Origin of the sequence: Oleiagrimonas soli (genome assembly GCF_000761445.1) — a bacterium.
Classification (GTDB): domain Bacteria; phylum Pseudomonadota; class Gammaproteobacteria; order Xanthomonadales; family Rhodanobacteraceae; genus Oleiagrimonas; species Oleiagrimonas soli.
Genome location: NZ_KN196470.1, coordinates 319,149 through 333,778 on the forward strand (window position 1 = coordinate 319,149; position 14,630 = coordinate 333,778).

Sequence of the window (14,630 nt, forward strand, 5' to 3'; positions counted from 1 at the left end):
GGAGGCGGCCACGCGTGCACGGGGCGATGCGCGCTACGCCGCGCGGTAGTGATCCTGCACCGGATAGCGTCGCGCGTAGAGCGCGAACACCAGCGCGGCGAGGAAGGCGAAGCCGGCGAAGAAGAACATCAGGAAGGCGTTTTCGCCGATGCCGCTCTGGGCGATCTGATGCGTGACGGCCTCGTTGCGCACGGCGGCGTTGGTGATCAGCACCCACAGGTTGCCGTAGGACACCGACAGCAGCCAGAAGCTCATGATGACGCCCTTCATCTGTGGCGGCGCCTGGCTGTAGGCGAACTCCAGGCCGGTCGCCGAGACCAGCACCTCGCCCATCGTCAGCAGCACGTAGGGTGCGACCTGCCAGGCGATGGAGACGGCGTCGCCGTCGTCGATATGCAGCTGGATCAGCGCCGCCACGATCCACGCGAAACCGGCGAATGCCAGGCCCGCGCCGATGCGTCGCAGCGAGGTGACCTTCACGCCCATGCGCCGCAGCAGCGGGTAGATCACCAGGTTGTTGAACGGAATCAGCAGCATCACCAGGATCGGGTTCAGCGCCTGCATCTGCGCCGGTTCCTTCACCAGCCAGCTCGGCCACCACCAGCGGTCGTGCGGAATGACCATGGCGTTGCCCTGGATGATCCAGGTCGAGGCCTTCTGATCGAACAGCGACCAGAACGGCGTGACGATGGCAAACACCACCAGAATGCGCAGCACCGCGCGCGCACCGTCCACGGCGCTGTCCGGATGCACGCTGCGCGCGCGCTCCATCTGCATCGCCGCGCCTGCGCCGCCGAAGCCGATGACCAGGCCCAGCGCCAGCAGTACGGCGATGACGAAGTCGTCGACGGCCAGCCACGCCAGCACGATCAGCGCCAGCGCGAAGCCGGTGACGGCGAGCATCAGGCCTGGCCGGCCCTTGCCCGGCGCGTCGGCGAACAGCGCCGTGCGCGCCACCTTCAGGAAGCTGTGCGGGTCGGACGCGACCGGCGGCACCACCACGTACTTCTTGCGGCCCGACCAGAAGATCACCGTGGCGATGAACATCAGGATGCCGGGAATGCCGAAGGCCCAGGTCGCGCCGTATTCGCGCAGGATGATCGGCATCAGCAACGAGGCGAAGAACGAGCCGAAGTTGATGATCCAGTAGAAGGCGTCGTAGACCACCTTGGCCAGATGCTTGTTGGACTGGTCGAACTGATCGCCGACGAAGGCCGACACCAGCGGCTTGATGCCGCCCGAACCCAGTGCGATCAGGAACAGGCCGAAGTAGAAACCGGTGCGGTTGCCCTCGAACATCGCCAGGCAAGCGTGGCCGGCGCAGTACACCAGCGACATCCACAGCACGGTGTTGTACTTGCCGAAGAAGCGGTCCGAGATCCAGCCGCCCAGCAGTGGAAAGAAGTACACGCCGATGACGAAGGTGTGGAACACGTCCTTGGCAATGCCGATGCGTTCGGCTTCGGGTGCGAACAGCAGCAGGCTGGTGATCAGGAACGGCGTGAGGATGTTGCGCATGCCGTAGAAGCTGAAGCGCTCGCATCCTTCGTTGCCGATGATGTAGGGAATCTGGCGCGGCAACGCGCCTTTGCCGGCCGGGGCCGCGGCGGAGGTGTCCATACGTGAAGCGGTCACGGATCGTTGGGAGCGCTCAGGCTAGCCAAATCCCGCCACGGCGACACCTGCCTAGGCAGGAGCTCCGGAGGCTGGGGATGTTTGTTCGCGGGCGTGGGCGCATGGAACGTTGAGCGAACTTCGGAAGGCTCCTCGGCACGTCATTCCGGCGCAAGCCGGAACCCCGTGTCTTCGCTCTTTCAACAATCATAAAGTCGCTGGGTTCCGGCTTGCGCCGGAATGACGGGCAACGGGCATGCTCGTGACACAACCGAAGGAATCGTTTGGGCCGCGACGTTGGGCGTGCTTCTGCGATGTGTCGCGGAGGACGTGCCCGAGGTGTGCCCAGAGGGAATGTCTTGGGTACGGAGGCTTTCGGTTGCCCGGCTGTATCGCCGGCGATGGCGCGTGTGCAGCTTCGTTCCGAGGAGGGGATGCTACGTTGCCCAGCCATGGAAGGGTCGATGCCGTTCGCGTGAGGCTCGATGTTGCGCTTCCGGCCTGATGATCTCCGTCGCACGTCGCACGTCGCACGTCGCGCCTCGGCAAGCGGATGTCGCGGCACCCGCTCTCGATCGTGCGCGGCGCGCCCGGAGTTATTGCAGCGAGAACAGCCAGTGACCGAGGATCGCGCCGAAGCCCAGGTGCAGGCCGGCCCAGACCACGGCGCTGAACGCATCGGCGATCAGGAAGCGGCGCACCGATAGCTCGGACATGCCCGCCAGCACCGGCATCAGCGCGCGCAACGGCGGTACCTGGCGGCCGACGAACACGGCCACGTCGCCGCGCCGCGCCAACAGATCGGTGGCGCGCGCGGTCCATTCGGGGCGGTAGGCGAACGGGCGCATCGCCAGCATGCGCGAGCCGTGCCGACGGCCCAGCTCATACGACAGCAGATCGCCGGCGACCGCGCCCAAGCTGGCCCAGAAGATCAGCCAGATCAGCGACACGTGCTGCGAGCCGGCGCTGGTGGCGATGGCGACCAGCAGTGTCGAACCGGGCACGAACGAACCGACCACGGCGATGCCCTCGGCGAAGGCGATCACGCCGACCAGCGGCGCGGCGAGGAAGCCGTAGGTCAGGACGAAGTGCGCGATCTGCTGGATCAGTCCGTGCCAATTCACTGGCGAGCCCCGCGCGGGTTGCCGGGTGTGCGGCCCGGTTCGCTGCTGCGGAACGGGTTGATGTCGAGGCCGCCGCGGCGCGTGTAGCGCGCGCCGACGTCCAGCTGCGTCGGTGCGCAGTGTCGGAGCAGGTCCATGAAGATGCGCTCGACGCAGTGTTCGTGGAATTCGCGGTGCTCGCGGAACGAGACGACGTAGCGCAGCAACCCTTCGCGGTCGATCGGCGCGCCGACATAGTCGATGCGCAGGCTGGCCCAGTCCGGCTGGCCGGTGACCGGGCAGTTCGACTTCAGCAGGTTCGACAGCAGGGTTTCGCGCACCGGCGCGGCCGCGGTATCGGCGCGCAGGAACGAAGGGTCGGGCGGGCCGTAGACGTCGATGTCGATCTCCAGCGCGTCGATCAGCAGACCTTCCGGTTCCTCGATGCGCTGCGCGGGAAACGCCGAGGCCGGCGTCAGGTGCACGGCGACCGGCGCGCCCGCGGCGTCGCCCAGGTCACGCGCCAGACGGTTGCGCAGCGTGGCTTCGTCCAGGCGTTCGCCGCTGAAGCTGTTGAGGTACAGCTTGAACGACTTCGATTCGATGATTGCCGGCGAATCGGCCGGCACGTGGAATTCGGCCAGCGCCACCATCGGCTTGCCGCGCGGGTCCAGCCAGGACAGTTCGTAGGCATTCCACAGGTCCACGCCCTGGAACGGCAGCTCGCCGCGCAGACCCAGTTCCGCACGGCCCTTGCTGCGCGGGATGGGGAACAGCAGGTCCGGCGCGTAGCGGTTGCGGTACGCGGTGGCCTTGCCGAGCTGGGAGTCTTCGGGGGTGGTCATGGCGGATTCGACGGGGCGGAACGATGCATTGTACGCGGTGCGGCGCGCCGGCATCGCGCCGCGTGCCGGCTTCGTTCAGGGTCAACTGATGGCACGGGTCGGCGCGGACCGGCTCGCGTTAGGATGGTCGCTTGCGCTGCGTCCGCAGTTTGACCATGGGGAACCTCATGCATTCGTTGAACCGTACCTCCCGAACGCTGCTCGGCCTCGGCCTGGCGCTGGCCTGCACGGCCGTCGCCGCCCAGGGTCGGACTCTGACCGCCAAGGATTACGCGCAGGCCGCGCAGGCACTGTCGATGAACACCAGCCCGCTGATCGACCACGACGTCGGCGGCATCCACTGGTTGAACGACCACGAGGTCGGCTACCAGGAGCAGACCGACGGCAAGACCGCCTACCTGCGCATGGACGCGGCGACCGGCAAGGCCCGCGTCGCCTTCGATCCGGCCGTGCTGGCCGCGCGTCTGGCGGCGGTGTCCGGCAAGCCGGTCGACGCCGAACATCTGCCGGTGCGCGACTGGAGCTTCGGCGAAGACGGCCGCCTGCAGGTGTCCGCGCTGGGCGGCTGGTACACCTGCGATCTCGGCGCCAAGGGCGCGTGCGTGAAGGGCCGCGCGGTGCGCAGCGCCGCCTCGCGCGACAAGATGTCCCCGAGCCGCGACGAGCCCGGCGTGCTGTCGCCGGACGGCACCAAGGAAGTGTTCGTGCGCCGCTGGAACCTGTGGGTGCGCGACCTGAAGAGCGGCGATGAATTCCCGCTGACCACCGACGGCGTGAAGAACTTCGGCTACGCCACCGACAACGCCGGCTGGCTGCATTCGGACGGCGCCATCGTGCGCTGGTCGCCGGATTCGACCCACGTCGTCACCTACCAGCAGGACCAGCGCCAGGTCGGCGACATGTACACCCTGCGCACGCAGGTCGGTCATCCCAAGCTGGAAGCCTGGAAATACCCGCTGCCGGGCGACAAGCACGTGTTCATGATCGAGCCGGTGGTGATCGACGTCGACACGCACACCGTCACCCGCGTGAAGATGAAGCCGCAGCAGCGCCTGTCGAGCCTGTGCGACGACATCGACTGTGACCGCGACGGCACCTGGGACGACGTGAAGTGGGCGCCGGACGGCAAGAGCTTCGCCATCGTCACCACCTCGCGCGACCGCCATCACGAGTGGTACCACGTGGTGAACGCCGCCAACGGCGACGTGCGCACCGTGTTCGAGGATTCGGTCACCACCTTCTACGAGAGCGGCCACGGCATGGTGAACTGGCAGTACCTGCCGGCCAGCGACCAGGCCATCTGGTTCTCCGAGCGCACCGACTGGGGCAACCTGTACCTGCGCTCGCTGAAGACCGGCAAGGAACTGCACGCCATCACCACGGGCGAGGGCAACGTCACCCAGGTGCGTCACGTGGACCGCAAGGCGCGCGAGCTGTGGTTCGTCGGCGTCGGTCGCACGCCGGGCGTGAACCCGTACTACCGCCAGTTCTGGAAGGTCGGTCTGGACGGCGGCAAGCCGGTGCTGCTGACGCCGGAGGACGCCGACCACGACATCACCATGTCCAAGGACGGCACCTACTTCGTCGACAGCTACTCGACGCCGACCACGCCGCCGGTGACGGTGCTGCGTTCGTCCGCCGACGGCCATGTCATCGCCACCCTGGCGAAGACCGACATCTCGCGCCTGAAGGCCGCGGGCTGGGTGCCGCCGGTGCCGTTCACGGTGAAGGCGCGCGACGGCAAGACCACGCTGTACGGCATGATGTTCAAGCCGGCTCACTTCGATCCGCACAAGAAGTACCCGATCATCGATTACATCTACCCGGGTCCGCAGACCGGCTCGGTGCGCGGTCGCAGCTTCCTGGCTTCGCGCGGCGACAATCAGGCGCTGGCCGATCTCGGTTTCGTGGTGATCGCGCTGGACGGCATGGGCACGCCGTGGCGCTCGAAGTCCTTCCACACCACGTGGTACGGCGATATGGGCGACAACACGTTGCCCGACCAGGTGGCCGGCATCAAGGAACTGGCCAAGCGCTATCCGTGGATCGACATCGGCCGCGTCGGCATCTGGGGTCATTCCGGCGGCGGCAACGCCACCGCGGACGCGCTGTTCCGCTACCCGGACTTCTTCAAGGTCGGCTGGGCCGAGAGCGGCAACCACGACAACCGCAACTACGAGAACGACTGGGGTGAGAAGTATCAGGGCCTGCTGGTGAAGAACGCCGACGGCACCACCAACTACGATAACCAGGCCAATCAGGACATCGCCAAGAACCTCAAGGGCCGCCTGATGCTGGTGCACGGTTCGATCGACGACAACGTGCCGACTGGCGAGACGCTGCTGGTGGTCGATGCGCTGATCAAGGCCAACAAGAACTTCGACATGCTGATCATCCCGAACGTGCATCACGGCTACGGGCTGACCGGCACTATGTACGCCACGCGTCGTCGCTGGGACTACTTCGTGAAGCACCTCGCCGGCGACACGCCGCCGGCCGCGTTCCAGTTCCAGCTGCCGGCGTGGATGATGAAGATGCGTCACCACTGACGCACGCGCCGCACTTCACGACAAAGGCCTGCCGGGTGTCCGGGCAGGCCTTTTTTTTTGCATCGGTGCATCGGGCGGCGCATCCGGGGGGATGCGCCGCGACGCGCGTGGCGCGGATCAATCCATCTGCACGGGCTTGGCGATGCCGCGGGCGATGGCCTGGTCCAGCAGCTTCTGCACGCGTTGCTGCGCCTCGGCGGTGGCCGCTTTCTGGCGTTCGGACAGGGCGCGCTGCTGCGTGCCGAGATCCTTCTGCTGTTCGGCGAGTTCGTGCTGACGGGCCTGGATGCGAGCCTGCGATGGCGCGTCGCTCTTCTGCATGTGGGCGCGCTCGCGTTGCAGTTCGGCGCGTTCGGCCTGCATGGCTTTCTGGTCGGCCTGCCGGGCGGCCTTGTCGCGCGCCACTTGCTCGGTGTCCAACGCCTTGCGCTGCGCATCCAGTTCGGCGATGCGGCGGGCGTGTTCGGCCATCGAGGCATCCGCCGTAGCCGGGCTGGCCTGCAGCGATGCCCGCTCGGCGTCCAGGGCTGCGCGTCGCGCTTGCAGTTCGGCCTGTTCGGACGATCGGCGCGCGGCTTCCCGGGCAACTCTTGCGGCACGGCGTGCAGCCAGATCGGCCTGATGTCCGGCCAGGTCCGCCCGATGCGAGGCCGCGGCGGCCTGTTGGCTGGCGAGTCCGGCCTGACGCCCCGCCAGTTCGCCCTGCTTGCCGGCCAGGCGGCCCTGTTCGCGCGACAGTGCCACGACCGGCGCATAGGCATCGCGCGCGGCCTTCAGCGTGGCCGGATCGTGGATCACCCAGGCCTTGCCGCCGCGGCGGACCCACAGCGCCGAGTCGTGCGAGTCGTGCAGGCTGCGGGCGTGGTCGAGATCGACGCCCGCGCCCTGCACGATCATGGAATCGCGGTCGATGAGGGCGAAGCCGTCGCGGGCGTGATCGTGGGTATCGGTATCGATGTGGATATGCCGGCCGCTGACGGCATGTGCATCGGCATGGGCCGTGGCGTGCACATACGCGGAAGGTTTCGTCGCGGCGCTCGGCCGGGCCTGGGTATGGCTGGCGGCCGGCGTGTCGGTCGTCGGTCGCGCCGTCACGCGCCACGGCAGCACGCCGGCCAGCGCCACCAGCAGAACCGGAAGCCAGAACGTGACGCCGCGCGGCGTGTCGGAAGGCTGTTGCAACATGGTCAGTCGCCTCTTGAGGATGCGGAACGTGGGAGAAGCCCCGGCCAGGCCGGGATGCATAGGCGCTGACACGCCCATGCGCAGCAGCAGCTGGCCGTAGGCGCCGGCGGCGACGCCGGCCTGTTGCAGCACCAGCGCGTCGCAGGCCGCCTCGCGGCACAGCGCGTACTCGCGCATCGCCCGAGTGGCCAGGGGGTGGAAGAAGAACAGGCGTTGCGCCAGCGCCGGAATCCAGCCCAGCCAGAGGTCGCCGCGACGCAGATGCGCCAGTTCATGGGCGACGGCCATCGCGGCTTCCGCGGGGCTGAAGCCTGCATCGGCGGGCAGCAGGATGACCGGTCGGCGCAGGCCGGTGACGTGCGGTGAGTCGATGTCGCACGACATCCGCAGCGCGGGTGCGCGGCGCAGGCCGAGGCGCTGCGCCTGCGCGCGGCATTGCGCTTCGAGCGCGGTGTCGCGGCACGGCGTGGAGGTCGCCAGCAGGCGTCGGCTGCGGCGTCCGTGACGGATCGCCCACGCGCTCTGCAGCAGCAGGCCCGCCAGCCACAGGGCGAGCAGCGCGGTCGGCGTGGAGATGGGCAGGGGGTGTGACGGAGGCGTTGCGGTCGCGTTGGCGGCGGTCGTGTCGACGGGCCGCGGGGCGTACGTGTTCGCGCTCGTGGCGGCGGCATCCGCGGCGAGCGACAGGTCCGGCGTGGACGGCGTCATGGTCGTCGTGGCCGTTGGCGCGGCTGCAGGCAACAGGCGCAGCGACAGCGGCGCGGGCCAGCACAGACCGATCAACAACTGCGCGCCCACCAGCCACCACAGCATGCAGCGCAGGGCGGCGGACAGGCGCGGCGCCAAGCGGATCAGCGCCGCGACCAGGGCGATCAGTAGTACGGCTTGCGCGGAGGTCCAGACCAGGCGCGTGAACAGGGTGTCGAGCAGGTCGTGGAGATGCATGTCAGGACTCCTGCCGCGTCTGCAGCTGGGCCACCAGCGCCTTGAGTTCGTCCAGTTCCTCGTCGCTGACTTCGCCGCGCTCGGCGAGCCAGGCCACGAACGGCGAGACCGAGCCGCTCAGCGTCTTCTCCACGAACTGACCGACGGCGTTGCGCACGGCATCGCCCGGTGCGGTGGCGGTGCTGTAGCGGTACACGCCGTCGCTGCGACGACGACGCAGATAGCCCTTGGCGCGCAGGCGTTCCATCATCGTCAGCACGGTCGAGCGCGCCAGACCGCTCGATTCGCCGAAGGCGGCGGCGACTTCGCCGACACTGGCGTTCTCGTGCGCGGCCAGATGGCGCAGCAGCGCCAGTTCCTTGTCGCCGATGGAGGGGCGGGTGCGAGGCATGCCGGAAATCCTGTGTGACTACACGTGTAGGCAAACTACGCCTGCCTACACGTGTAGTCAAGTGTCTTCGGACATGCGTCGTGCGACGCTCCGCACGGCGCGCGGACTGTCGTTCGTTGACTCCTTGCGCGCGGATCGATGCCGCGCTCAGCGCGCGTCGGGAAGCCCGGCGACAGTCGTCGGCGAGCCGTGCGCGTCCAGCGCGATCATCACGAAGCGCGCCTGCGTGCATACGCGGCGGTCGCCGCTGAGCAGGTCCTCGGCGGTCAGCGTCACCTCGACCCGCATCGAGCTGCGGCCGACGTCGGCGACGTGCGCGCGCAGTTCGACCAGCTGGCCCTGGCGCACCGGCACGTGGAAGTCGGCCTGCTCGGAACGGCCGGTGACCACGGTCCGGCGCGCGTAGCGCGAGGCGGCGATGAAGGCGGCCTTGTCCATCCACGCCAGCGCCTGGCCGCCGAACAGCGTCCCGAGGTGGTTGGTGTGGTGCGGGAACACCATCTCCATCAGCACCGCCTCGCGCGGCGCTGCGTTCGCGTCGGTTCCGGCCATGCTCAGAACGCCATGTCGAAGGCGACTTCGCCCTCGACGCCGACCTGGTAGGCCGACACGCGTCGCTCGAAGAAGTTGGTCACTTCCTGCACGTCCTGCAGATCCATGAAGTCGAACGGATTGGCGACCCCGTACTTCGGCGTCATGCCGAGCTGGCGCAGGCGCTGGTCGGCGACGTACTCGAGGTACTGGCGCATGTCCTTCAGCGACAGGCCGGCGACGCCGCCGGCGAGCACGTCCTCGGCGAATTGCGTCTCGCAGGTGATGGCCTCTTCCAGCATGGTTTCGACGTCGGCTTGCATGGTCTCGTCGAACAGGTCCGGCTCCTCGGTGCGCACCTGCTCGATCACGGCGAAGGCGAAGGCCATGTGACCCGATTCGTCGCGGAACACCCAGTTGGTGCCGCCGGCCAGGCCATGCAGCAGGCCGCGCGCGCGGAAGTGGTAGACGTAGGCGAAGGCGGCGAAGAAGAACAGGCCCTCGATGCAGGCGGCGAAGCAGATCAGGTTGAGCAGGAACTGGCGGCGGTGTTCGCGCGTTTCCAGGCGGTCCAGTTGCTGCACCGAATCCATCCACTTGAAGCAGAAGTCGCCCTTGGCGCGGATCGACGCAATGGTCTCGATGGCGGCGAACGCCTTGTGGCGCGCCTCGGGGTCGGGCAGGTAGGTGTCGAGCAGGGTCAGGTAGAACTGCACGTGCAGCGCTTCCTCGTACAGCTGCCGCGACAGGAACATGCGCGCTTCGGGCGCGTTGATGTGCTGGTACAGATTCAGCACGAGGTTGTTGGAGACGATGGTGTCGCCGGTGGCGAAGAAGGCGATCAGGCGCTCGACCAGATGGCGGTCGGCATCGCTCATCTTCTGCTTGAGATCGGCGGTGTCCATGCCGAAGTCGACTTCCTCGACGGTCCAGGTGTTGCGGATCGCGGCGCGGTACATCTCGTAGAACTGCGGGTAGCGCATCGGCCGCAGGGTCAGCGCGAAGCCGGGATCGAGCAGGCGGGATGAAGCGTTCATGGGCATTCCTTGTGCGTGCGTGTCGGTCGGCCCGAGGCGGGTGCCGCGTCCATGCGGCCGGTATCGTCCATGCGCATCCGTGCCTCAGGGTCGTCCGTGATGCCGCATCCGTGCGGCGGGTTCGTCCATGGCTACGAAGGGGTGGATCTGATGCAAGCGAGTCACTGGGTCCCGGCGTGCGCCGGGATGACGAGGTAGGGAGTGCCTACACCGTGTCGGGGCGTACGCTGACGGTTTCGTGATTGGCGGGTGGTGCACGCTTTATCTGCATGAGGCCGAGAAGGTTTTTGGAGCAGCGGGCCTCACGAGACCGTCATCCCGGCGCACGCCGGGACCTAGTGACTGCAATCCGTCCGCATACGCCCAGCGATTGCCGCAGGACCTTTTGCCATGCGTTCCCGCGAACCCTGTGTCTACATGCTCGCCAGTCGCCGCAACGGCACGCTTTACATCGGCGTGACCACGGATCTTCCAGACCGCGTATGGCAGCACCGCAACGATCTCGTCGCCGGCTTCACCCGCCACTATCGCGTGCATCGGCTGGTCTGGTTCGAGTCGCACGCAACGATGGAGTCCGCGATTGCGCGCGAAAAGACGCTGAAGAACTGGAAGCGGGCATGGAAGCTGCAATTGATCGAGGAGACCAATCCGTATTGGCGCGATCTGTATCCCGATCTTGTCAGCAGATTGTGAGGACGGTCGTTGGGTGAGTCGTGAGTCACTGGGTCCCGGCTTTCGCCGGGATGACGACCGTGAAGATTGCGCCATGCCGCCTATCCTGTCATCCCGGCGAAAGCCGGGGCCCAGTGACTTGCAGGATTGGGCCGACGCGGTGGATTGCGTCAGCCGGCGTGGCCCCTGTTTGGCGAGCGTATGCATCACTGGCAGGCCTCGCAGTACTCCGGGTTTTCCAGCGAGCAGACCACGGCGGCGCCGTCGTCCGGCGTCGCCTGCGCGGCGGCGTGGCCGACGGTGGTCTGCGCGATGCGCGTGGCCGGGCGCGAGCGCAGGTAGTAGGTGGTCTTGATGCCGGCTTTCCAGGCGTACATGTACATCGACGAAAGCTGGCCGATGTTGGGGTTCTCCATGAACAGGTTCAGCGACTGGCTCTGGTCGATGTAGGCGCCACGCGCGGCGGCGTGGTCGATCAGCGCTTTCTGCGGCAGCTCCCAGGCGGTGCGGTAGATGCGGCGCAGCGGCTCGGGAATGGCCGCGATGCCCTGGATGGAACCCTCGGCGCGCTTGATGGCGTCGCGCACTTCGGCGGTCCACAGGCCCAGCGCCTTCAGTTCCTCGACCAGATGCCGGTTGACCACCACGAAGTCGCCGGACAGCGTCTCGCGCTTGAACAGGTTGGATACCTGCGGCTCGATGCACTCGTAGCAGCCGCAGATCGAGGCGATGGTGGCGGTCGGCGCGATGGCGATCAGCAGCGAGTTGCGCAGACCGGTGTTGCGGATCGTCTCGCGCAGATCGTTCCAGCGTTCGGCGTCGTGCGGCGCGGCGTCCGTCCAGTGATCGAACTGCAGCTGGCCGCGCGCGGCGCGAGTGTCGGTGAAGGCCGGGTGTGCGCCGTGTTCGGCGGCCAGTTCGCTGGAGGTGTCCAAGGCGTGGAAATAGATGTCCTCGGCGATGCGCGCCGACAGCGCGCGGGCCTCGTCGCTGTCGAAGGGCAGGCGCAGGCGGAAGAACACGTCCTGCAGGCCCATCACGCCCAGGCCGACCGGACGCCATTTCATGTTGGCCGCGCGCGCCGTGGCGATCGGATAGAAGTTCAGGTCGATCACGCGGTCGAGCTGGCGCACGGCCAGGCGCACGGTGTCGGCCAGCTTGTCGAAGTCGAACGACCAGCGACCCTCGGCCTCGCGCGCGAGGTGGCGCGACAGGTTGATCGAGCCGAGGTTGCACACCGCGGTTTCGTCCTTCGAGGTGACTTCCAGAATCTCGGTGCACAGGTTGGACAGGTGTACCGTGTTGCCGGCCACCGCGGTCTGGTTGCAAGTGGCGTTGGCGCGATCCTTGAAGGTCATCCAGCCATTGCCGGTCTGTGCCAGCGTACGCAGCATGCGCGTGTACAGCTCGCGCGCGGGCAGGGTGCGCACGGCCAGACCGTCGGCTTCGGCCTGGCGGTAGGCGGCGTCGAAAGCCTCGCCGTGCAGGTCGACCAGCTGCGGCACGGTCTTGGGATCGAACAGCGACCAGTCCGCGCCGGCCTCGACGCGGCGCATGAATTCGTCGCAGATCCAGTTGGCGAGATTGAGGTTGTGCGTGCGGCGGGCGTCGTCGCCGGTGTTGTCGCGCAGTTCGAGGAATTCCTCGATGTCGGCGTGCCACGGTTCCAGGTACACGCAGGCCGCGCCCTTGCGGCGGCCGCCCTGGTTGACCGCGGCGACCGAGGCGTCGAGGGTCTTCAGCCACGGCACCAGGCCGTTGGAATGGCCGTTGGTGCCGCGGATCAGCGAACCGCGCGAGCGGATGCGCGAGTAGGCCAGGCCGATGCCGCCGGCGAACTTGGACAGCTTGGCGACGTCGGCGTACTTGTCGTAGATCGCTTCCAGCGTGTCTTCGGGCGAGTCGAGCAGGAAGCACGAGGAAAGCTGCTCGTGCCGCGTGCCGGCGTTGAACAGCGTCGGCGAGCTGGGGATGTAGTCGAGCGAAGAGAACAGGCCGTACAGCGCCAGCGTCTCGCCCATGTCGCCGCCGCCCAGCGCGCAGGCGATGCGCATGAAGAAGTACGGCGGGCTCTCGATCACGTGGCGCGCCTCGGGGTGGCGCAGCAGGTAGCGGTCGTAGACGGTGCGCAGGCCGAAGTACTCGAAGCGGCGCGTGGCGTCGTGGTCGATGGCGTCGTCGAGCTTGCGCGCGTTGGCGGCGACGAAGGTCTGCAGGCGTTCGTTGATCAGGCCCAGTTCGGCGCCGCGCGCGACCGACTGCGAGAACGACTGGATGTCCTGGCCGCGCACTTCCTTGTCGATGGTGGCGGCCAGCAGGCGCGCGGCGAGCTGGCCGTATTCGGGTTCCTCGGCGGTCAGCGCGGCGGCGGTGCGGATCGACAGCTCGTCCAGCTCGCGGGTGCTGGCGCCGTCGTACAGGCCGCCGATGGTCTTGTGCGCCACGCGCATCGGGTCGACGGCGTGCAGGCCGTCGCTGCAACGCTGCACGGCGCGCACGATCTTGTTGACGTCGACCGGTTCGCGCGCGCCGTTGCGTTTGGCGACGTGCATCTGCGAAGCGTTGTGCGCCGGCGTCAGGTGAAAGGGTTCGTCCGTGCCGCGCGCGGCGGTGGACGGCGAAGATGCGGGTGCGACGGACGCGTCGGTAGACGCCGCGTCCACGGGCGTTGAAGCCGTTTCCGGCAGGGTGTCGAGCGGATCCATGGTGGACCTCCGGATGGGTGGACCCGCCGCGCCGATCTGGGATAGCGCGACGGGTCCGTGACTCAAACGCCTGCTCCCTCGCGCAGGGCCTGAGGGTGTCGCCATGCGGATCGCGCTCGCCAACGGACCGGCGGACCGGTCCCTTCAGCGACGCGCCTCCCCGCGGAAGCGGTCACCCGCACCAGGCAGCTTGCAAGGACGCGTCGCCCCATGCGAAAGGCGATGCCCGGTCGGGGCGCCCACTTCGCATGGGTCGACAGGCCCAAGGTTCGGTCCCTCGCATCTCACGGACTGCGACGGCCGGACGGCCTGGCGTGTCGGCAGGTCTTCGGGCTTGCGGCTCGAGTCGTGCGACTCACCTACTGGCCTTCGCTTCCCGGGTACAGCGACCCAGTGCGTGGGAGTGATCCCATCAAGGCGTTCGATACCGCTTACCGCTGCGGGGCAGCTCCGGATTTGCACCGGATTCCCTATTGTGTCCGCCGCGAGGCGAACACCGACGAACCCAAGATATGGTGTTTTTCTGGTGTGGTCAACGCGAAATATGGAGATGCTTCGCAAATCAGGCAGTTGTCGCTTCGGCGCATGACGGGTGCCGCGCGGCGCTTGTGCGCGGCGCGTGCGGGCGCTACGCTGCGCCCTCGTTTCGGGTGTCCTGCGGCGTGTTCGCGACGCGGGATGAAACGGGAAGCCGGTGTGAATCCGGCGCTGCCCCCGCAACGGTGAGTGTGTGCCGGCATCGACGGATGCCGGCGGCGTGGCCTTCCGCCACTGTGCCTGCAGGGTCTTCGTCCGACCCCTGCGGCGTCATTTCTGCGCAAGCAGGAATCCAGCGTCTGCCTGCGCGATGTTGCAGACGCGCGGGTCTCCGGTTTGCGCCGGGACGACGGCCGCATGGGAACGACTAGGTTCCTGGCATGGGAAGGCGGTCACGCCGGATCCGAACGAGGAGGATCCGCCGCAAGCCCGGAGACCGGCCCGATACGTGCGACTGCGGCATGCGCCGCGGCGCATTGTCCGGTGGCTTCGCGGAGGGCGAGGCGGATCGAGCCG

General features: G+C 67.7%; 10 protein-coding genes and 2 riboswitches. Of the genes, 2 read left to right on the forward strand and 8 right to left on the reverse strand.

Going from position 1 to position 14,630, the window contains the following annotated elements:
- Positions 1 to 33 precede the first annotated feature (33 nt).
- The 3 genes from LF63_RS01375 to queF form a co-directional block, all read right to left on the reverse strand.
- Positions 34 to 1,620, reverse strand: coding sequence for a POT-type proton-dependent oligopeptide transporter (locus LF63_RS01375; protein ID WP_043099119.1), 1,587 nt, complete (start codon positions 1,618 to 1,620; stop codon positions 34 to 36).
- A 590-nt stretch (positions 1,621 to 2,210) separates the two neighbouring features.
- On the reverse strand, positions 2,211 to 2,738 hold the full coding sequence (locus LF63_RS01380) for a DedA family protein (RefSeq protein WP_052394529.1): 528 nt from the start codon (positions 2,736 to 2,738) through the stop codon (positions 2,211 to 2,213).
- A complete protein-coding gene (gene queF / locus LF63_RS01385) occupies positions 2,735 to 3,562 on the reverse strand; it encodes an NADPH-dependent 7-cyano-7-deazaguanine reductase QueF (RefSeq protein WP_043102847.1) in 828 nt (275 codons plus the stop codon). Before queF ends, LF63_RS01380 begins: the two co-directional genes overlap by 4 nt.
- A 167-nt stretch (positions 3,563 to 3,729) precedes the next feature.
- Here queF and LF63_RS01390 point away from each other — a divergent pair, with 167 nt between their 5' ends.
- The gene (locus LF63_RS01390) at positions 3,730 to 6,111 is read left to right on the forward strand and encodes a S9 family peptidase (RefSeq protein ID WP_043099121.1); all 2,382 of its coding nucleotides are present in this window, start codon (positions 3,730 to 3,732) and stop codon (positions 6,109 to 6,111) included.
- A 117-nt stretch (positions 6,112 to 6,228) separates the two neighbouring features.
- Here LF63_RS01390 and LF63_RS01395 read toward each other — a convergent pair whose 3' ends face one another.
- The 4 genes from LF63_RS01395 to LF63_RS01410 form a co-directional block, all read right to left on the reverse strand.
- Complete coding sequence (locus LF63_RS01395) at positions 6,229 to 8,241, reverse strand: M56 family metallopeptidase (protein ID WP_043099123.1); 2,013 nt, start codon at positions 8,239 to 8,241, stop codon at positions 6,229 to 6,231.
- 1 nt (position 8,242) lies between these two features.
- Complete coding sequence (locus LF63_RS01400) at positions 8,243 to 8,632, reverse strand: BlaI/MecI/CopY family transcriptional regulator (protein ID WP_043099125.1); 390 nt, start codon at positions 8,630 to 8,632, stop codon at positions 8,243 to 8,245.
- 147 nt (positions 8,633 to 8,779) lie between these two features.
- Positions 8,780 to 9,184 (reverse strand): acyl-CoA thioesterase, encoded by a 405-nt coding sequence (locus LF63_RS01405; RefSeq protein ID WP_043099127.1) that lies wholly within the window; start codon positions 9,182 to 9,184, stop codon positions 8,780 to 8,782.
- Positions 9,185 to 9,186: 2 nt separating this feature from the next.
- Positions 9,187 to 10,200 (reverse strand): ribonucleotide-diphosphate reductase subunit beta, encoded by a 1,014-nt coding sequence (locus LF63_RS01410; RefSeq protein ID WP_043099130.1) that lies wholly within the window; start codon positions 10,198 to 10,200, stop codon positions 9,187 to 9,189.
- A 390-nt stretch (positions 10,201 to 10,590) separates the two neighbouring features.
- On the opposite strand from LF63_RS01410, the gene LF63_RS01415 reads away from it, so the two are divergent.
- Positions 10,591 to 10,893 carry a GIY-YIG nuclease family protein gene (locus LF63_RS01415; protein ID WP_043099131.1) on the forward strand — a complete coding sequence of 101 codons (303 nt, stop codon included), beginning with the start codon at positions 10,591 to 10,593 and terminating at the stop codon, positions 10,891 to 10,893.
- 185 nt (positions 10,894 to 11,078) lie between these two features.
- On the opposite strand, the gene LF63_RS01420 is transcribed toward LF63_RS01415, so the two are convergent.
- Positions 11,079 to 13,577, reverse strand: coding sequence for a ribonucleoside-diphosphate reductase subunit alpha (locus tag LF63_RS01420; protein WP_081945035.1), 2,499 nt, complete (start codon positions 13,575 to 13,577; stop codon positions 11,079 to 11,081).
- A 302-nt stretch (positions 13,578 to 13,879) separates the two neighbouring features.
- Positions 13,880 to 14,093: riboswitch (cobalamin riboswitch) on the reverse strand.
- A gap of 115 nt (positions 14,094 to 14,208) precedes the next feature.
- A riboswitch (cobalamin riboswitch) is annotated at positions 14,209 to 14,573 on the forward strand.
- Positions 14,574 to 14,630 lie beyond the last annotated feature (57 nt).